A 16,966-nucleotide genomic window follows, 5' to 3' on the forward strand; every position below is an offset into this window, starting at 1 on the left:
AGTATGCCAGCATTATGGTTGCCTGAGTATAAACTCTCAGTCTCTAGGCCTAAATTTTGATGGTGATACTGTTAAATCTTGATGGTTTTTGTTCGGCAGTCAGTTGGGCTGGCGTTAGATAACTTGAGCGGTAGCTGGCAGCCGCAGCTGTAGCCAACCACCACCTAAATCGGGGTGGTTAGCGGCGGTAATCGTGCCGTTGTGGGCTTCTACAATTTGGCTGACGATCGCCAGTCCCAGGCCAGTCCCACGACCCACCTCAGTGGCTACCCCAGGATCGACGGGGGGCAAGTCAACCAGCGGATCGCTGCGGCTGCGCGACGGGTCGGCCCGGTAAAAGCGATCGAAAATGTGGGGCAAATCTTTGGCGCTAAAGCCTGAACCCATATCCATTACCTCTAGGGTAAGGGAGTCAGAGAGGCGATCGCTAGCCTTAGCGCTGCGATCGGGCTCAGTCAGGTGTACAAAGATAGTGGCGCGACTGGGGCTGTGCTTGATGGCGTTGTCAATCAGGTTGAGCAGGACGCGATGAAACAGGGTCTCATCCAGATTGACTAAACAGTGGGAGGGGCCGTCGTAGGTGAGGGATAACCCCTTGACCTGGGCCAGGGGCTCTAGACTGATCCAGGCTCGCTGAATTAGCTGGGGCAGATCGACCGGCTCTAGGGTGAGCCCCTGGAACTGATCCCCCTGGAGCCGACTGAGGTTGAGCAGGTCTTCGACCAGGTTGCTGAGCCGAATGGTTTCGTTGATCAGACGATCGAGCCAGCGGCGCTGACCGTCATCAACGCGGGGCTGCAGGGTTTCGGCCACCAGTCGAATGGAGGTGAGGGGGGTTTTGAGCTCGTGGGCCACGTCTGAGGTCCAGCGATCGCGCTGCTGCACCAGCAGGGCCGCCTCCTGGCGATTTTCTAAAAATACGCCCACTTCGCCGTTGTCAAGGGGAAGGGCGTAGCCCCGCAGCGGGTAGGTCGGCTCTTCTTTAGGATGTAGCGGGTCAGGGGAAATTTGGTAGAGCATCCACTCCCGCTGGCAGCAGGTTTGCTTTTCGCGGGCTTCTTCAATCAGGGCATCGAGTTCGTAAGAGCGAGCCACCTCCAGCAGCAGTCGCCGCCGCTGGACAGGCCCGGTCAACGGCTGATTCATTTTTAGCAGTCGATTGGCCTGCTCGTTGCACCAAATCAGCTGATTTTCTTCATCGACCTGGAGATAGCCGATCGGAGCCGTCTGCAAAATGTGCTCTAGAGTATCGCGGCTGGTGCCGAGCGATCGCAGCTGCCGCTGCTGCTGGGGTTGGGTTTGAACCAGTTGCTCAACCCGACCCACGGCTGTAGGCCAATCGGTCGTCTTTAGGGTTTTCATCAGCCGCTGTTCGCGGCGATGTTGCCGATGCTGTTGCCAAATTAGCAGCAGTACCCCAGTAGCTAGCCCCAGCAGATACGCAAAAATAGCCAACGATTCTCCTGGATGACGTAGACGCAATAGTCATATTGTCCAAGCCTACCGCACAAAAAAGCACCCCCCTTAGAGGTGCTTCCGCTAAAAATTGTGCTGACCAACAACTTAGAATTTAAGCCAACGGCAAACGCTCAATACTGTGCGCCGCTCAGCGCGCAGGCACCCCCAGTAAAACCAGCGTCTGCTGTGACGATTCAGGAACTCCACTGCCCCTCTAAAAACACTGGCTCCAGCGAGGGCAAAACCCACAGCTGGAGCCAGTGCTTAGCCTAACCGGGCAAACTCAGCTTAGCGAACCACAGCCCCGCGATATTTGAGACCTTGGGGATGGTCGGCTTTAGCCTGCTTGGCTACGTGGCGGGTGGCAACCGCACCACGGTAGCGGCCAATAACTTCTTCAGAGACAGCTACCTGGGAGGTAGCGGGATCATAATCAACGCCGCGATATTTCAAGGACATCTTTCGCCTCTCCTTAAATGAGTGAAGGTGTATAAACAGAGGCGCGTTCCTTCGAGCTTTAGCTCTACTTCCGTCTCTAAATCTAGAGATGAACGATTTGTTTCTGTATTCATTGTTACCGTTTAGGCCGTGACTGTCAAGGCTGTCGGTCACAGAATCATGACATTGCTTTGTTTATCCTATTCCTTTGTTATGCATCACACTATTCCGCCCCACCGCTACTTTCCCTACCTGACCTGGACTGATATTGACGCTATGCCCGATCGCGAGAATGTCGTGATTGTGCAGCCCCTGGGGGCGATCGAGCAGCACGGCCCCCACCTGCCGCTGGTGGTCGATAGCGCCATTTGTACTACGGTGCTGGGCAAGGCCTTGGCTCAGCTCGATCCTTCGATACCGGCCTACAGTCTGCCGCCGCTGTACTACGGCAAATCAAACGAACACTGGCACTTTCCGGGCACCATTACTCTCTCGGCAGACACTCTACTGCGGGTGCTTAGCGACATTGCCGAAAGCGTTTACCGGGCGGGCTTTCGCAAGCTGGTGCTGCTCAACGCCCACGGCGGTCAGCCCCAGGTGCTCGAAATTGCGGCCCGCGACCTGCACCTGGCCCATCCCAATTTGATGGTGTTTCCGCTGTTTGTGTGGGCGGTGCCCAACTGCGCGGTTGATTTGCTCACCGCCAAAGAACTGGAGCTGGGCATTCACGCGGGGGATGCCGAAACCAGCCTGATGCTGTCGATACTGCCCGACCGGGTGCGGATGGAGCGGGCGCAGGCCGAGTTTCCCCAAAACTTGCCGACCGATAGCTGGCTGACGATGGAGGGGGCGCTGCCCTTTGCCTGGGTGACCCGCGACCTCAGCGCCAGCGGCGTGTTGGGCGACCCCACTGTGGCCACGGTGGAGAAGGGCGATCGCCTGCTGGCGTCTCTAGCCAACAGCTGGGCGATCGCCCTAGAAGACATCTACCGCTTTCGCCAGCCCAGCGCGGCGAGCGAGTGAGCCGCTGCGGTTAGGGCCATTCATACCGACCGCAGTCTGCCAATGTGCGGATCTTAGGGCTGTGCAGCTCTTAGGAGAGCGCCGCCGTCACCGCCTTGAGAATTGGGCTCCACAGCAGCCCCACCATGACATAGGGGGCGTAGCGCAGGAGCGGGTGATGGTCGCGGCTGAGGCTGTTAGGCAAAACCTTTTCAATGGTGAAGGGGCCGACCATGGTCAGCCCGTAGGCCAGCACCAGGGCCGCCAGCAGCGACAGTTCTTCCTGCTCAATGCCCAGCGGGTTCCACCTGATGCCAGCCCAGACCGCCGCAATGATCAGCAGCTGCTCGGCGATGCGCTCGCCCTGGTAGCTGAGGCGACTCCAGGGCCACAGGCTGCGCTGGGGCACCAGACGCTGACCCAGCATCATCGTCCAGGTGACGGGGCCGCACACACCGTCGGCGCGCAGGCCGTAGTAGCGCTGAAACCGGCGCAGGGCTTTGTCTGTCGCTCGATCAAATTCTCCGGTGATCTCAGCCTGAAAGCCCTCTTTGACCAGAATTTTTTGCAGCCGCAGGATGTCGCTGCTGTGGTCTTGAGCCCCAGCTGTGTTGAGCGCCAGGGTGGGGTAGCAGAGGGCGGCCCAGGTGAGCGGGCCCACTACTCCGTCTACTTTAAGGCCGTTGCTGAACTGAAATGCCTCCACGGCTAGCCGGGTGGGCTGGTCAAACAGGCCGCTGATCTGGTCGCGGGTCAAAAAACCTTTAGCCATCAGCTTCGACTGCAAATCGAAGGTGGCTTTTTGCAGCAGCGCAGGGGTGCGCTTGCTGTGCAGCACGGGGCGAATGCTGAGATCGTTCTCCCAGGCGATCGCCGCAGGAATCGTCTTGGGAGAGGGAAAAAGTGCCTTAAAAACGTTCCAGACCATAATCGACACTCCAGTTTAGGGGGGAACCAAACCACGATTTGCTATGACTTGCTATTAAGATGTCTGGGCGCTACACCTGTGACGCCGCCAGGGGAAATATGCCTGTTGGTTGGGCGCTGGTTCTCATGGGGGCAACAGTGGCTAGCTTGGATACAGCCTCTCTACCCGTTGCTTGATGCCGTTTAACCCATCGCAGTAGAGCAAGGCTAAAGGCGTGGACAACCCCTTGCCCCGCGCCAGCGGCGTCAGCTCTGATCTAGGGGCACAAAAATTCTCCAACCCGTTCTAAAGTGGCGTATCGTTGCACATGTCCAGTTCTTCCCAAGCGGTAAATGCTCCAGCCCAATCTATAAGTAAGTGATGCCCCAGAAATCCTGTGACACCTGTGGCATATCAGCCGCTGTGCGGAATGTTGTGCAATAACCTTGGGGCTGAGCACCAGCAGGCTTTAGGCGTTGGGGCTTGTTGCTACGGCAAACCCCTACCCGCTGCCCCAATCTGCCAACATTGCAATTTGATTGCACCCCTGAGTTTGCTATACTCAAAAGCTGATAAGGCGGCGACATAGCCAAGTGGTAAGGCAGAGGTCTGCAAAACCTCCACCCCCGGTTCGAATCCGGGTGTCGCCTTGAGGTGAATCGGCAGATTAAGGGGGCTAGACTCCTTAATCTAAAGGTGAAGGCTGTGCTCGAATGTGCTCTTTGCCTTTGTCGTTTAGGCCAATTTAGGCATAGCTGAGGCAATGATTGGGGTAAAACTGGGGTAAGCGGTTGCGGAGCGATCGCGCCCACAGCACCTCACCAGCCGGTCTTGCTGGTGGCGGTGATGGCGTTGTTTGAACGCAAGGCCATTGTCGATTAGCCGTATTGGTGGGCCGCTGGTTTCTGGGCCGATTGCGAAGATTAAGGAAATTTCACTAACCGATGAATTTCAAAACCCGCCGGGCTACTTTGGAGAAGCCTGCGCCGTTTGGATGGACAGGCTGAGAGAAGCTTAGCGCCAGATGCCCCCTCTGGCTAAATGATGCCTAAAGACCTGCCATACTACGCCAAGAAGTTCGCGAAGCTGAACGTCAATAAGCATCGAGAGCGCGGGGCTGCGCCACACAAGCCTGTGCTATTGATTTCGGTGATGGAACTGATCGAGCAGGGCAAGCTGCGGCTGAATCAGGTGCCGCTGTCGCCGGAACTGATTTCGACGTTTTTGAAATACTGGCGCAGTTTGGTTAGAACGGATCATCGCTCGGATATTTCGCTGCCGTTTGTGCATTTGACGGGGGATGGGTTTTGGCACCTGGCGTTTTACCCGGATAGTGAAACGGCGACGCCGACGGGGCTGGGCCGCAAGGGGGTGACGGCGGTGCGGCGCATGGTGCAGTACGCGTGGCTAGACCCGGAGCTGTTTGCGATTTTGCAAGACCCAGGGCAGCGGGTAATTTTGCTGCGGGTGCTGATTGATAGCTGGTTTGCGGGGAGATCGCATGAGATTGAGCAGCTATCATTAATCGATGAGTTTGAGGCGGTGAAAACTCAGCTTTTGCGAGAGGGTGGGGCGACCTACAGGGTCGAAGACCTGAAGGATGAGGAAAATATTGTTGTCAGAAATGGGGCGTTTCGCAAGATTGTGGTGTCGCTCTATGACCAGCGCTGCGCGTTTTGTGGGTTGAGGATTGTTAGCGCGGATGGGCAAGATATTGTGGATGGTGCCCACATTAAGCCGTTTTCTGAGTTTAGGGATAATCGCTTTGTGAATGGGCTGGCGCTCTGCAAGAACCACCACTGGGCGTTTGACCACGGCTGGTTTGGGGTGGATGACGATTACAGAATTGTGATTCCGCCGGAGCGGTTTATGGAGGAGGCTGCGGTGGAGAGTCGAGAGATGGTGGCGTTTCAGGGAGAGGCGATTGGGCTGCCGAGGGAGAGAGAGTTTAGGCCAAGCTTGGAGGGGTTGAGGTGGCATCGGGAAAGGTGGACGATAGGATAAAGGTAGATAGTGTTGCCCTACCTTGGCCCCAAAAAGTCTCCTGAGAGACTATGACGGCTGCAATTCCTGCTCTAACTTCGGAACTCGGCATGGTTTTATCACTAGAAAGTCTCAAAGCTAATCGGGCCAAAATTCTGGCACTGGCCGAAAAGTACGGTGCTTCTAATGTACGGATCTTTGGCTCGGTAGCTCGTGGAGAAGCCCAGGCAGATAGTGATGTCGATTTTTTGATCGATCTAGAGCCAGGTCGGAGCTTGCTAGATCACATTGGTCTAAAGCAAGAGCTAGAAGATTTGCTGGGGCGCTCAGTCGATGTTGCAGAGTCAGTTACGCTGCACGACTTAATTCGTGATCGGATTTTGAGAGATGCGATCACGCTATGACAGAGGAAGATGCTCTTTACCTGAGGTATATTGACGAGGCTATAAGGAGAATTGAGTCTCATACAGCAGAATGGGGTGAATCTGTAGACTTCTTGTATAGGAAATTTTTGAGGCGATAGCATGGATGATCATTTCAGCCAGAAAGGAACCCCTGAAGAGAAAGAATTAGAGAGAAAACGTGCTGAATTAGAAAAAATGGAAATCGAACTCACTCAGCGTGAGCTTGATTTGACGAGTTTGCGCATAGAATTACGGAATTTTGAAGAAGATTATCACAAGTTGGTTGGCTCTCGATTCGCTGAGCTTGATCGGATCGAAGCTCAAATCAATGAATATACGGAATATTTGAGGGTCTCTAAGAGATTCAAGCCTTCTGACAATCTAAAAAGTCTTTACCGAGAAGTGGCTAAGCAAATACACCCAGATTTAGCGGCGAATGAACATGAAAGATTGCGAAGGCAAGAACTTATGGCTGAGGTAAACAATGCATATGAGCAAGAAGACGAGGGAAGGTTGCGAAGTATATTGCAAAAATGGTTGAATAGTCCTGATGTCGTGGACGGTGAGGGAATAGCACCTGAATTGATACGAACATTGCGGAAGATGGCTCAAATCAGTGAACGAGTTAAGGCTATCGAACAAGAAATAGAGTTACTTAAAAAAACAGAATTATATCAATTAAAGGATCGAGTAGATCAAGCAAATGAAAAAGGCAATAATCTACTCAAAATGATGTCAGACAGTATTGAGCAGCAAATTCTCAAGGCTCAGCAGAAGCTAGAAGCTATAAAATTAAAAATGGAATTTTAGCCTGATGGACAACGAGGCAAAAGTTGAATTATCAAGTAATAATGAATTATCAAAATATTCTTCGGCTTTTATTAAAAAAGGATTAGATCTTCTAAAAGACTTAAATCTAGACTCAAATTTAGCCGAGGATGATGGATATCAACGACTTAAAAATGATGATTGGAAATGCGTATATACTCTTCGCAATTTTTCAGATTTGCTTGCAATCCATAAAATTAATGTAAAAAAACACCATCACTCTATTGCGATAAGTCCTAATGGTCATTTTGTAGCAAGCGTTGACAGAAAAGGAGATGTCAAAGTTTTTAATTTGATAACACAAGAACTCTGTTCATTAAAGCGAGAGTGCCCACTTAAGGCAAGTTCACCACGTCATCATTTATATATCTCATCTAATGGCACAGTTGTCTGCGTCAGTGATAAAGAAATAGAGACATGGCTTTTAAGCAATGAAGTAAAATATAATTACCTCCCAATTTCACATGCTGGATCATGTCGCCTGGATATAAATTTAGTTCAGGAAGTAATAGCATATTATGGCTCGGCAAGGTTTGATGTTTGTGAAAATGGAAACAGAGCATATCGGCGGGATGACTTGAAAGTTCTTTCTCTCGACAGCAACGAGATATTATGTGTTATAGATTCAAATATTGATGATATTCAATGCATATCAGTGAATTGCGATGCAAATAAAATTGCTGTTAGTGGGTATAGGTTACTTGATATAGAGTTAGATCGCTATGAGGAAGATGATTATTTCTTTTCCAGATATAGCATAGAAGTATGGGATTTAAATCGCAAAAAACTCCTCTACGATTTAGATGTTGAAGTTAATTTGTGTATTTGCAATGAAGAGCATGAAAATGATGAGGGAGGGATATATGATACCTCTGTGATTATTAGTGCTGATGGGAAAAAACTGATTGGCATAAGAGATTACATAGGAATTCCTCAAGCATGCATCAAAGTATGGGATTTGAAGAATTCTGAATTAATTTTTTCTATATCTGAAAAAGCAAATTTTTTAACGATCAGTTCAAGTGGGAGAATACTCTATCTTACTGAGAATAATATTATTAGGATCAGAGATCTGGAATCTGGCAATCTAATATGTGAAATTGCATCTTGTTCCAAGATTTATTATGAAGTTATTACTAGAGGAAATGATTCTTATTTAGTAACTGGAGGTGAAGATGGAATTATTAGAATATGGGATATTGATACCGGAAATCTCTTGCATATTCTTGCAGGCCATGATTGCTCCATAAAATCAATTATATCCAATTCATCTGGAAGTTTAATTGCTACCACAGATCTCCACGGCGAAACAAAACTCTGGTCAAGTAATGCTTTTTAATTTTTGGCAAGGAAAGCACTAAGGAATGATTTGAATTCCTTAGTGCTTTCCTCATAGAAATGCCCTGAAATATAAAAATCTTAGCAAGGCTACAGGGATCTGAAGAGAAATTAGCTATGTAACAATCCTATTTGATTCGTGAAATAGATATTGTTATCGGACAAGGGTTGCAGGCCTCTTTCTCTTCAGTAATCACATCGGATTGCTAGGTATCAGCTTCTATCTCACTCAAAGGAGGTAAAACAAGTTTTTCACCATTAAATCGAATAAGTATTTCACGAATCCTGGGAAAATCTTCCTTGTCAGGAATGTCTAAGCAAAATATTTTTTTAAATAGATCCTCTTCCCCTTGAACCTTCGCAGGAATGACCTGGTTGATTATGCGAACAACTGATGCAATACAATTGACGGGGGCATCTACGTCATAAAGTCCAATCTCCCAATAAAGGTGTACTTTATCTCTCTCTGCTAAATGTGGATCAGTACTTAATTTAGCAATTTGAAGATGTGTAGGTGATTGGCCCGGAGAACTTGAAAGCCCGAGATTAATTGGCAACGAAAAAACATATTCATTCATGTGTGTTCTTACTTGGATAGAAACAATTGCTATTCTGCTATGAATTTTCTACGTGAAGTTTCTAAATCGCCATAGGGAGGTACTCCTTGGTCATCTATTACAGTGAAAGAGGGGTAGTGCCCGACCTACAAATCTTTAACTTCTTCCCCTAGATAACGCTCTACGAAGGCTTTAGCTGCCAACGGATTCAGGATTTTCAAGGCCCTAACGATTTCTAACACTGTCTCAGCCGATGGATCGCGCTTCTCATTCGCCCATCGGTAAACGCTGTTGCGCTCAATATCGAGAGCCGCCGCGAGGCTATATTGGCTCACCTCATATTCCTCAAGCACCTGCCGGAGCACAAATCCTGCTTTTCCCATGCCTTCATGGTGTCAGAGGACCATAACCACGTAAATATCCATTCGGTAGACGAAATCCTAACTGTTGACGGCGTCCAATCCGGCTACTAGAATCGAGTTGTCCAATCTGTTGACACTTAAGCAGGAGCTTTTCATGTCCTCTAACCCCACCGCCCGCTACAGTGCTCGCATCCTCAACCCCGATGCCTCCGGCCCAGTCCACCTCGAACTCACCCTCAAACTTCACAACTACCCCCACCCCGATCGCGAACCCGTCAAAATCCTCGTCATCGGCAGCAAGCGCTCCGTCAGCTCCATCGTCGTTGCCCTGCACCAGCTCGGCTTTGCCGAAATCTTCGAGTGGACAGACTTTCTCTCAGCCCCCAACGCCGATCGTCCATTACAGTTTGGCCCCGATGAAGTCATGAAAGCCCTCGTGAAGTATTTGCCAAGGGAGTAGAAGATTCGGGAATCCTGAATCTCGGTTTGTATAACGTTTTAGGGATTCCCTCCACACTCATCTACCCATGCCTGCTCTTTGGGACAAGCTGCTTCATTTTGGCGTTGGCCTTGCCACTGGTATAGCCTTCTGGTGGGTACTGGAGCGCTACGCCCGCAACAGTGCTCAAACCATCAACCCGATTTGTTTCCTGATCATGCTGGTCTGGGGGGCAAGCGGGTTATTCTTTTTTCGCAAGCTGGGCATCCCCATCCTCAGCGGCACCTTCTTCTATATGGCCTTCCCCGACTGGGATATACCTCTTTACCAGTGGACAGGCTTTAGGTTCCTCATCCATCGCAGCTGGCTGTTCCATTCGGTGTTGATACCCACGGCAGCCCTGGGCGCATGGGTTTGGCTAATGCAGCGTTCTCGTCTGGCCCAGTGGCAAAAATCTTTAGCCAATTGGGTGCGCGACGGCGCGATCGGCCTTTCCGTTGGCATCAGCGCTCACCTCATTTGGGATGCGTTGTTATCCTCAACCCGCCGAGGCTTCTACATTCGAGGCTTTAGTGGCTCAACCTCTTACCTGTGGCTGTTCGTCAATCTTGCGGTTGGTATCGGCCTGCCACTGCTAATCGCCTGGAGCATGCAGGCCCCCCATCAGAGCAACCGCACCGATCGTTAATCAGGTTTACCCCGTTTTATTCGGGTCTATAGGGCAACTACAATGCGATTTCTCTCTTACGTACTGGGTCTGGCGTTGATTTTGCTGGGCATTTACTTCCTGGGCAAAAACATCGTGTTTACAACCCATGCTTATCCCTGGTGGCGGGGCATTGCCGCCGACCTATCCGTTATTTCTCTCTGTATTGGCGTGTTTGCCCTGGTATTTTTGCCGTCAGCGCTCAAGTCTTTTGGGTGGGTAGCCGTCGCGTTTGGTATTGTCTGCGTGTTCGCCAGCAGTCGCGCCATCTTAAATCCAACCAGCCTGTGGCAATTCTTCCTTTCCCTCACAGCTATGGGGTTTGGCTACAAGCTGCTATCGGGCAGACGTCGTTCGTTTTATTAGAAAGTTTCTGCTCTCCACCTACAATCGCTATAGTTAGGTCGGGTGCCCGGCAGTCTCTCTGCCGTCATACTATTTTCCAGATGTCGACTACGCCAGCCCCAGCTCCAGGGATGTAGTGGCCATTTAGAGAAACCGTGTGAGATATCGTCCTGTCCTTTAATCAATTCTGCAATGCGATATTGGTTAGTCTTAGCCCTCGCCCTGGGTGTAGTCGGCCTCTCCCCGACCAGCGCCCCTGCCCAGGCCCCCGCTGACCCTGCTACTTCCTCGCCCCAGGGCGACGTAGACCCACTCTTCCTGCTGCGAGGCAGAAACATAGCCCGCGCGGCTGCCGAAACCGCCAATGGCGGGCTGGGCAACTACATGGCCGAGCCCGCTATGCACGGCCCCACGGCAAACGCCCCTGTGGTGATCAACGAAGATGGTTCCCTGCTGTTTACCTTCAAGGGCTTTCGCCCCGAAGATCGCGATATCAACGGCGACCCCATCTACTCCTTTGAAACGGAGGTGCTAGTGAACTCCGACCGGACGTTCCAAATCCTCTATAACGGTCCCATTCGCCCGGCCACTCCCTAATCGCTTTGTAGGGGCATTGCATGCAATGTCCCTACGGGGTATGGAGAATGAATCAGTCGATCGCTGTAGGGTGCATTCGCGCAGCAATGCACCAACAGAAAAGTCGGCAGCTGGTATCTGATTGTCTTGTGTGTCCCTTAATACCCGCTCAGGGAGCCTCGCTGCTTGGCGGTGGCTTCCGCCCAGCGGAACATCAGCAGCCCCAGGGCAAAATAGGCCATGCCGTTGAGCAGAGCCAGAGTGTAGGTGGTCCAGTCGAGTCCCAGGCCACGGGCCATCAGGTCGCGCAGCAGGCCGGTGCTGGGCAGCATGGGCAGCAAAAACCGCAGAACCTGCATCAGGCCGGTGGCTTCTTCCAGGGGGGCGGCCAGCAAAAACAGCAGCAGAAACTGAAAGATTCCCAAAACTTGCTGCACCCGCTTAAACACCAGCGCCGCCGCCCCCATCAAAAAGGCCAGACCGTAACCGGCCAGCAGCAGCGAAGCCAAGGGCAGCAGCAGAATTGGCGGAAACGCCAGGCGACTGCCGGAAAGCCCCATCAGCAGCAGTAACACGACGATCAAAATGACCAGCCGCAGGGCCAGGCTGGCAAAGGCGCGGGCCAAAAAAACTCGCGGTGCCCCATAGGGGGAGAGAAAGACCTGCTCCAGGGTGCCGGTTTCGGCTTCGATCTGTAGATTGATAGCAATGTCGTTGTTGACCGAGATAATCAGGGTCCACATGGCGTAGCCAAGCACCACGGCATCGAGGCGATCGCCGAAGGCAAACCCCGGCCCGGCCATGTACTGGGCACTGGCAAACAGCCCGTAGAAAACCGCCATGATGATGACGATCCCAGAGATCACCTCCGTGGGGTAGCGGATGAACTGAATCCAGGTGCGCTTGAGTTCGGCGTGCAGTAGATCAATCATGGGCATGGGGAAGAATCTGAGTGGTCGTTGACCAGTTTGAGAAAGACCTGGGTGAGGTCGGCGCGATCGCGCTGCACGGCCACCAGCGGCACCGGGCTCAGCGCCCCCAGCAGCCCGTAGAGACTTTCCGGCGGGCCAGCGTAGATAATTTGCCTGCCCTGCACCGTCGCCCCTAGCTGGGTCACGGTGTGGATCTGCTGGGGCGACAGATCGCCTTCCACCTCCAGGTGATAGGTGGAGCTAGAGAACTCCCGCAGCAGGGCTTCGGTCGACTGCTCGGCAATGATCCGGCCCCGACGAATGATCGCTACCCGGTCAGAGAGTTCTTCGGCCACATCGAGCTGGTGGGTGGTCAACAGCACGGCGCGGCCTTCCTGGGCAATCTGGCGCACCAGAGCTTTGACCATGGCGCTGGCCTCCACGTCGAGCCCTAGAGTGGGTTCATCCAGCAGCAGCAGCTTGGGGTTGTGGATCAGGGCGACGGCGATCGCCACCTTTTGCTGCATGCCGCGCGAGAGCTTTTGCACGGGGGTATGGCGCTTTTCCTCCAGCCCAAAGCGGGCCAGCAGCTCCAGACCTCGGCGGTGGGCCACCTTGCGGGGCACCTGCCGCAGCACGCCAAAATACTCCAGGTTTTCTTCTGGCGTTAGTCGCCAGTACAAATTGCGGTTGCCCTCCAGCACGGCCCCAATATGGCGCAGGGCGCGGGGCTGGCGGTGGGGGTCTTCTCCGGCCACGGTAACCTGCCCCTGGGTGGGGCGCACCAGGCCCGCAATCATTTTAATGGTGGTGGTTTTGCCAGCACCGTTAGGCCCTAAAAAAGCCAGCACCTCGCCCTGGCGCAGGGTGAGTGAGACCTGTTGCACCGCTTCAAACCGCTGTTTGCCCCGCCCGTAGACTTTGGAGAGATCGCGGGTGTCTAGCACGATAGAGCCGGATGAGGAATGTTCAGCCCAACCATCGGTTGGACGATGAGCAAGTTGCACGAAAGAATTCAGCTCCCAGCGACAGGTAGAGTCTTTACTTATCTTAAAGTTTTTACCGATCGGTCGGTGTGGAGCGATGGTCAAATACGGGCCAGAAGGGCGAGCTTGGACCATCACCTCTCCAAGCTCGACGTTATCACCGCCCCCTTTGCGCCCTCTAGATAGACCCGTTTTGCCTTCGCGTTTCAGTTCTGGTAACCATTCTCAACCCCGCTCAGGCTCTAGAGATCATGGAAACAGGCACAGCAAAATTCTGTCACACCGTGCGGAATGGCGCTGCGTCTGGCTGAAGTACCGTGATGGTATTGCCTACATCCATTTCAGACTGTCGTCTCAGGCTAGCAGGCAATTACCGTCTATTCCCCTGGCTTCTGGGCCTTGCCCCGCCCGTATCAGGCAGCGGCAGCAAGGTCTAGAGCTGCTCTCAACCCTAAACACTATGAGTCTCTCGCGTCGATACCCAGCCCTGGCTGGGATAATTTTAGTTTCGAATGTCTTAATTGCCTGCACTAGCGTGCCGATGGCACCGCAGCCAGAGCCAACGCCGGAAACCGGGACCGTCGTTACCGAACCGGCTGCCCCAGCCACGGGGTGGGCCGATATTTTGGGGCCGGTTTCTGCCCCTGAGAACTGGCAGGTTGAGCCCTGCGTCAATGAAGTACTGCTGTGTGTCGAGGCCGATGGCGAGCTGATTGGCACTGTAGAACGGTTTAGCTATCCCCTGGCCGAGGTCAATCTCCAGGGCGGTGCCCCGGTCACCGAGGAGGCTCAGCGGCAGTTTCTGCGGGCCTGGGTGACTGACCACTATGCGGCCATTGAGGGCGATCGCAAAACCGCCGACCCCAACCTCAGCTTTGCGGGCGATCCGCCGCAGGCGATCGCTGTCGGCTCGCTGCCGGGGCTGCGCTACGGCTACAGCGTCACTCACCCCAACGGGACGCTGTTTGATCGGGGCATCGGCTATGTGGCTACCGATGGCGACCAGGTGTACGTATTCACGACCGGGGTCATTAGCGGCGACCCCACGGGGTCGTTCTCCGACGAGGCAGCGGTGGAGGCGTTTGCGCCTCATCTAAACACCATTATTCAGGGATTACAGCTATGAGTGCACCCGATCGGACGATCGCACCGGGCTTTCCCTCGGCCAGGTTTTTAGCCGCCTGGGTTGGGGCTAACCTAGCGGGCGGCTTTGTAGTCGGCTTTTTAGAGAATAACGGCCTGCAATTTATGGCCACCCTGATTCTGACTGGGGCGATCGTGGGATCTCTACAGTGGTGGGTTCTCAGGCTCGGGTTGGGCAGCAGCTTTCGCTGGTGGCCCGTCGCCAGCGCCCTGGGCTGGATCGTCAGCACCCTGCTGAAAACCCTGATGCAGGGCTTTTACACCCCCGTAGTTGACGGTCTCTGGCAGACCTTTGGTCTATGGGAGGTGTTTTGGTTGAACCTGATCACCGGGCCGCTGATGATCTGGGGCATGGCGATCGCCCAGGGGTTGATCCTGCGTCGCCGGGGTCTCAGTTTCGGGCATTGGGTGGTGATCAGTCTGGTGGGCGGTGCCCTCCAGGGTGCAGCCAGCGCGGCACTGTGTGCCGGGTATTGCCCGATTTTGCCTCCGCTGTGGGCGGGCGGCATCGTAGCCGGGTTTGGCTGGGCTGTCTATGGCTTAGTCACAGGTCTTTGGTTAGTAGGGCGCAGCATCGCCCAGGAGGCGGTATGAAACGTTTGATGTATTTTGGTTTGGGTTTGGCGCTGGCGGTTACTGTCGCCGGGCCGATGGGCCCGGTGGTGCAGGCGCAGGTTGACCCCACCGCGCAGCAGGTTAACTGGGCCCAGGCCCAGCCGGTAGATTTTAGCGCGCTGCGATCGCACCTGGCCGCCCAGAACTGGCAGGCCGCCGACGCCGAAACGCGGCGCATTTTAGACCCCTGGATTCATCCCAATGGCGATATTTTGGGCACGCCGCTGGCCACCAACATTCCGCCCGAGGTGCTGCAAACCCTCGATCGGCTCTGGGTAGAGGCCAGCGATGGCCGGTTTGGCCTTAGCGTGCAGCAGAAAATCTGGCAGGAGGCGAGAGATCAAAACCCAGTCGATTCGGCGGTGGCGGCTAAGGTGTTTGGCGATCGCGTCGGCTGGACTCGCCCTCCCGGTGTAGAAGACCCCACCTTTATCGCGGGCGAATGGCTGACGGAGCAAGAAATCAACTACTCCCTCGATGCGCCAGTCGGCCATCTGCCCTGGGCCGGGGTGAGCTGGGCAAAGATTTCAGAAATTCTGTCGGTGCAGAGCTGCGGCAGCTGCACCATTGACGCCATGTACCTACAGGGTGAGCGATTTACCCGCCACATTCCAGTGCTGTTTAACTGGGTGGCGACCGTGATCGATAGGCCTATCCCGCAGGTGGGCTCGTGGCAGCGGGCGCAGCTGGCCCGGTCGATCGATCTCAGGTCGCTTTACCCCGAATCGCAGTGCCCGGTGCGGGCGGTGTCGTCGGCGATTAGCCCCAACGGGGCGGTGATTGCGATCGGCAGCTACAGCTACGAGCGCTCCTGCGCCACACCGGGCGAAAGCGCCCTGGCCCTGTGGAATGCCCAGCGCGGCAACCGCATTGTCACCCTGCACCGGGGGCCAGCTCTAGAGGCATTTTCCCAGGGTAGCCCGGCCCAGGAGCCAGCGACGGAGGGCGATCGCATCGTTGGCGATGTCGCCAACGCTGTGGCTTTTACCCCTGACAGTCAGTACGTGGCCGCAGGCATGTCCTACGGCGTGGTGCGGCTGTGGTCGGCAACGACGGGCGAGCAGGCGCGAATTTTTGAGGGGCACAGGTACGCCGTGCGGGCGATCGCTATCAGCTCCGACGGTCAAACCCTGGCCAGCGCCAGCTCTGATAACACCATCAAGCTCTGGAACCTGCAAACGGGGCAGCTGCTGCGGACGATTTCTACCAGTGCCGCCGATGGCATCGTGCACACCCTGCGCTTTAGCCCCGATGGGCAGCGCCTGGCTACCGCCACCCAGCACAACACCCTACAGCTGTGGGATGCTACCACCGGCCAGCTGGTGCGCACTCTGGTGAACCGGGCCACCAACCTCTACCCGCCAATGCCCCTGGCCTTTAGCGCTGACGGTCAGACCCTGGCCACCGCCGATAGCGACAACAGCGTCAAACTCTGGAACGCCCGCACTGGGGCGCGCCAGATTACCCTCAAAGGCCACAGCGCCCCGGTGCTAGACCTGGCCTTTAGCCCAGACTCTGAGCGCCTCGCCACCAGCGACGGCACCACCGCCCGCCTGTGGAACCTGCAAACCTACGCCACCGTTCACACCCTGCCGCTCGACCAGAGCGTGGGGCACCCGGTACAACCCACCAACCTGGGCGAAGTTGCCTTTAGCCCCGACGGGCGCACCCTGGCTACCAGCACCCTGCTGCTGCCCCTGGTCGAAAGCGAGCCAATTCCGCACCAGGGCCTCACCCTGTGGGACGCAGCGACGGGAGAATCCTTAAATCAAATCCACGACGTGGGCCAGTTTCAGTTCAGCCCGGACGGTCGGTTTTTGCTGGCCAATGGGCAGCGTATGCAAATCTGGCAGCCCTACAGCAGCCTGGTGCAGTAAACCTCTACTGAATAACAGCCCGAATCTACGTAGGGGCAAACGGTTGTTTGCCCCCGCAACGGACAGTGCTTTTTAAGGTTCCTACCCGTCT

At 54.4% G+C, this 16,966-nt stretch carries 19 protein-coding genes, 1 tRNA gene and 1 riboswitch; of the genes, 13 read left to right on the plus strand and 7 right to left on the minus strand.

All coding sequences use genetic code 11. The features are described 5' to 3' along the window. Positions 1-114: 114 nt before the first annotated feature. Positions 115-1,455: an ATP-binding protein gene (locus tag ACQ4N7_RS00500; protein ID WP_430709664.1), complete on the minus strand. Its 1,341-nt coding sequence runs from the start codon at positions 1,453-1,455 to the stop codon at positions 115-117. A 291-nt stretch (positions 1,456-1,746) separates the two neighbouring features. Further along, positions 1,747-1,917, minus strand: coding sequence for a DUF4278 domain-containing protein (locus ACQ4N7_RS00505; RefSeq protein WP_106866557.1), 171 nt, complete (start codon positions 1,915-1,917; stop codon positions 1,747-1,749). A gap of 40 nt (positions 1,918-1,957) precedes the next feature. Further along, a riboswitch (Glutamine riboswitch) is annotated at positions 1,958-2,014 on the minus strand. Positions 2,015-2,109: 95 nt separating this feature from the next. On the opposite strand from ACQ4N7_RS00505, the gene ACQ4N7_RS00510 reads away from it, so the two are divergent. After that, a complete protein-coding gene (locus ACQ4N7_RS00510; protein ID WP_430709665.1) occupies positions 2,110-2,919 on the plus strand; it encodes a creatininase family protein in 810 nt (269 codons plus the stop codon). Positions 2,920-2,989: 70 nt separating this feature from the next. Here ACQ4N7_RS00510 and ACQ4N7_RS00515 read toward each other — a convergent pair whose 3' ends face one another. Then, positions 2,990-3,826 (minus strand): peptidoglycan-binding domain-containing protein, encoded by an 837-nt coding sequence (locus ACQ4N7_RS00515; RefSeq protein WP_430709666.1) that lies wholly within the window; start codon positions 3,824-3,826, stop codon positions 2,990-2,992. Between the two features lie 558 nt (positions 3,827-4,384). Here ACQ4N7_RS00515 and ACQ4N7_RS00520 point away from each other — a divergent pair. The 5 genes from ACQ4N7_RS00520 to ACQ4N7_RS00540 all read left to right on the plus strand — a co-directional run bounded on the left by ACQ4N7_RS00520 (position 4,385) and on the right by ACQ4N7_RS00540 (position 8,359). Further along, positions 4,385-4,455, plus strand: a tRNA-Cys gene (locus ACQ4N7_RS00520). A gap of 484 nt (positions 4,456-4,939) precedes the next feature. Then, complete coding sequence (locus tag ACQ4N7_RS00525; RefSeq protein WP_430709667.1) at positions 4,940-5,809, plus strand: HNH endonuclease; 870 nt, start codon at positions 4,940-4,942, stop codon at positions 5,807-5,809. Positions 5,810-5,859: 50 nt separating this feature from the next. After that, the gene (locus tag ACQ4N7_RS00530; protein WP_430709668.1) at positions 5,860-6,192 is read left to right on the plus strand and encodes a nucleotidyltransferase family protein; all 333 of its coding nucleotides are present in this window, start codon (positions 5,860-5,862) and stop codon (positions 6,190-6,192) included. A 120-nt stretch (positions 6,193-6,312) separates the two neighbouring features. Continuing rightward, positions 6,313-7,002 carry a molecular chaperone DnaJ gene (locus ACQ4N7_RS00535; RefSeq protein WP_430709669.1) on the plus strand — a complete coding sequence of 230 codons (690 nt, stop codon included), beginning with the start codon at positions 6,313-6,315 and terminating at the stop codon, positions 7,000-7,002. Positions 7,003-7,006: 4 nt separating this feature from the next. Next, on the plus strand, positions 7,007-8,359 hold the full coding sequence (locus ACQ4N7_RS00540) for a WD40 repeat domain-containing protein (RefSeq protein ID WP_430709670.1): 1,353 nt from the start codon (positions 7,007-7,009) through the stop codon (positions 8,357-8,359). 205 nt (positions 8,360-8,564) lie between these two features. Here ACQ4N7_RS00540 and ACQ4N7_RS00545 read toward each other — a convergent pair whose 3' ends face one another. Next, positions 8,565-8,936 carry a hypothetical protein gene (locus ACQ4N7_RS00545; RefSeq protein ID WP_430709671.1) on the minus strand — a complete coding sequence of 124 codons (372 nt, stop codon included), beginning with the start codon at positions 8,934-8,936 and terminating at the stop codon, positions 8,565-8,567. A 125-nt stretch (positions 8,937-9,061) separates the two neighbouring features. Next, a complete protein-coding gene (locus ACQ4N7_RS00550) occupies positions 9,062-9,298 on the minus strand; it encodes a helix-turn-helix transcriptional regulator (protein WP_430709672.1) in 237 nt (78 codons plus the stop codon). A gap of 133 nt (positions 9,299-9,431) precedes the next feature. Here ACQ4N7_RS00550 and ACQ4N7_RS00555 point away from each other — a divergent pair, with 133 nt between their 5' ends. The 4 genes from ACQ4N7_RS00555 (at position 9,432) to ACQ4N7_RS00570 (ending at position 11,364) form a co-directional block, all read left to right on the plus strand. Next, on the plus strand, positions 9,432-9,737 hold the full coding sequence (locus tag ACQ4N7_RS00555) for a hypothetical protein (RefSeq protein WP_430709673.1): 306 nt from the start codon (positions 9,432-9,434) through the stop codon (positions 9,735-9,737). Between the two features lie 67 nt (positions 9,738-9,804). Further along, positions 9,805-10,404 carry a hypothetical protein gene (locus ACQ4N7_RS00560; RefSeq protein WP_430709674.1) on the plus strand — a complete coding sequence of 200 codons (600 nt, stop codon included), beginning with the start codon at positions 9,805-9,807 and terminating at the stop codon, positions 10,402-10,404. 42 nt (positions 10,405-10,446) lie between these two features. Next, on the plus strand, positions 10,447-10,788 hold the full coding sequence (locus ACQ4N7_RS00565) for a hypothetical protein (RefSeq protein WP_430709675.1): 342 nt from the start codon (positions 10,447-10,449) through the stop codon (positions 10,786-10,788). A 171-nt stretch (positions 10,789-10,959) separates the two neighbouring features. Further along, complete coding sequence (locus ACQ4N7_RS00570) at positions 10,960-11,364, plus strand: hypothetical protein (protein WP_430709676.1); 405 nt, start codon at positions 10,960-10,962, stop codon at positions 11,362-11,364. 137 nt (positions 11,365-11,501) lie between these two features. On the opposite strand, the gene ACQ4N7_RS00575 is transcribed toward ACQ4N7_RS00570, so the two are convergent. Both ACQ4N7_RS00575 and ACQ4N7_RS00580 read right to left on the minus strand, forming a co-directional pair. Continuing rightward, positions 11,502-12,281, minus strand: coding sequence for an ABC transporter permease (locus tag ACQ4N7_RS00575; RefSeq protein WP_430709677.1), 780 nt, complete (start codon positions 12,279-12,281; stop codon positions 11,502-11,504). Beyond that, complete coding sequence (locus tag ACQ4N7_RS00580; RefSeq protein WP_430709678.1) at positions 12,272-13,261, minus strand: ABC transporter ATP-binding protein; 990 nt, start codon at positions 13,259-13,261, stop codon at positions 12,272-12,274. Before ACQ4N7_RS00580 ends, ACQ4N7_RS00575 begins: the two co-directional genes overlap by 10 nt. A 439-nt stretch (positions 13,262-13,700) precedes the next feature. On the opposite strand from ACQ4N7_RS00580, the gene ACQ4N7_RS00585 reads away from it, so the two are divergent. The 3 genes from ACQ4N7_RS00585 to ACQ4N7_RS00595 are packed head-to-tail and all read left to right on the plus strand — an operon-like array spanning position 13,701 to position 16,875. Continuing rightward, positions 13,701-14,366 (plus strand): hypothetical protein, encoded by a 666-nt coding sequence (locus ACQ4N7_RS00585; protein ID WP_430709679.1) that lies wholly within the window; start codon positions 13,701-13,703, stop codon positions 14,364-14,366. Next, positions 14,363-14,977 (plus strand): hypothetical protein, encoded by a 615-nt coding sequence (locus ACQ4N7_RS00590; RefSeq protein WP_430709680.1) that lies wholly within the window; start codon positions 14,363-14,365, stop codon positions 14,975-14,977. Before ACQ4N7_RS00585 ends, ACQ4N7_RS00590 begins: the two co-directional genes overlap by 4 nt. Continuing rightward, positions 14,974-16,875, plus strand: coding sequence for a GUN4 domain-containing protein (locus ACQ4N7_RS00595; RefSeq protein ID WP_430709681.1), 1,902 nt, complete (start codon positions 14,974-14,976; stop codon positions 16,873-16,875). Before ACQ4N7_RS00590 ends, ACQ4N7_RS00595 begins: the two co-directional genes overlap by 4 nt. Positions 16,876-16,966 lie beyond the last annotated feature (91 nt).

It is taken from the genome of Nodosilinea sp. AN01ver1 (genome assembly GCF_050565655.1).
Classification (GTDB): domain Bacteria; phylum Cyanobacteriota; class Cyanobacteriia; order Phormidesmidales; family Phormidesmidaceae; genus Nodosilinea.

What these genes read in the sequence shown, in the direction of transcription:
- ACQ4N7_RS00505 (WP_106866557.1), bottom strand. Translation starts at nt 1,917, where the DNA reads ATGTCCTTGAAATATCGCGGCGTTGATTATGATCCCGCTACCTCCCAG.
- ACQ4N7_RS00510 (WP_430709665.1), top strand. Translation starts at nt 2,110, where the DNA reads ATGCATCACACTATTCCGCCCCACCGCTACTTTCCCTACCTGACCTGG.
- ACQ4N7_RS00515 (WP_430709666.1), bottom strand. Translation starts at nt 3,826, where the DNA reads ATGGTCTGGAACGTTTTTAAGGCACTTTTTCCCTCTCCCAAGACGATT.
- ACQ4N7_RS00530 (WP_430709668.1), top strand. Translation starts at nt 5,860, where the DNA reads ATGACGGCTGCAATTCCTGCTCTAACTTCGGAACTCGGCATGGTTTTA.
- ACQ4N7_RS00535 (WP_430709669.1), top strand. Translation starts at nt 6,313, where the DNA reads ATGGATGATCATTTCAGCCAGAAAGGAACCCCTGAAGAGAAAGAATTA.
- ACQ4N7_RS00540 (WP_430709670.1), top strand. Translation starts at nt 7,007, where the DNA reads ATGGACAACGAGGCAAAAGTTGAATTATCAAGTAATAATGAATTATCA.
- ACQ4N7_RS00545 (WP_430709671.1), bottom strand. Translation starts at nt 8,936, where the DNA reads ATGAATGAATATGTTTTTTCGTTGCCAATTAATCTCGGGCTTTCAAGT.
- ACQ4N7_RS00550 (WP_430709672.1), bottom strand. Translation starts at nt 9,298, where the DNA reads ATGGGAAAAGCAGGATTTGTGCTCCGGCAGGTGCTTGAGGAATATGAG.
- ACQ4N7_RS00555 (WP_430709673.1), top strand. Translation starts at nt 9,432, where the DNA reads ATGTCCTCTAACCCCACCGCCCGCTACAGTGCTCGCATCCTCAACCCC.
- ACQ4N7_RS00560 (WP_430709674.1), top strand. Translation starts at nt 9,805, where the DNA reads ATGCCTGCTCTTTGGGACAAGCTGCTTCATTTTGGCGTTGGCCTTGCC.
- ACQ4N7_RS00565 (WP_430709675.1), top strand. Translation starts at nt 10,447, where the DNA reads ATGCGATTTCTCTCTTACGTACTGGGTCTGGCGTTGATTTTGCTGGGC.
- ACQ4N7_RS00570 (WP_430709676.1), top strand. Translation starts at nt 10,960, where the DNA reads ATGCGATATTGGTTAGTCTTAGCCCTCGCCCTGGGTGTAGTCGGCCTC.
- ACQ4N7_RS00575 (WP_430709677.1), bottom strand. Translation starts at nt 12,281, where the DNA reads ATGCCCATGATTGATCTACTGCACGCCGAACTCAAGCGCACCTGGATT.
- ACQ4N7_RS00585 (WP_430709679.1), top strand. Translation starts at nt 13,701, where the DNA reads ATGAGTCTCTCGCGTCGATACCCAGCCCTGGCTGGGATAATTTTAGTT.
- ACQ4N7_RS00590 (WP_430709680.1), top strand. Translation starts at nt 14,363, where the DNA reads ATGAGTGCACCCGATCGGACGATCGCACCGGGCTTTCCCTCGGCCAGG.
- ACQ4N7_RS00595 (WP_430709681.1), top strand. Translation starts at nt 14,974, where the DNA reads ATGAAACGTTTGATGTATTTTGGTTTGGGTTTGGCGCTGGCGGTTACT.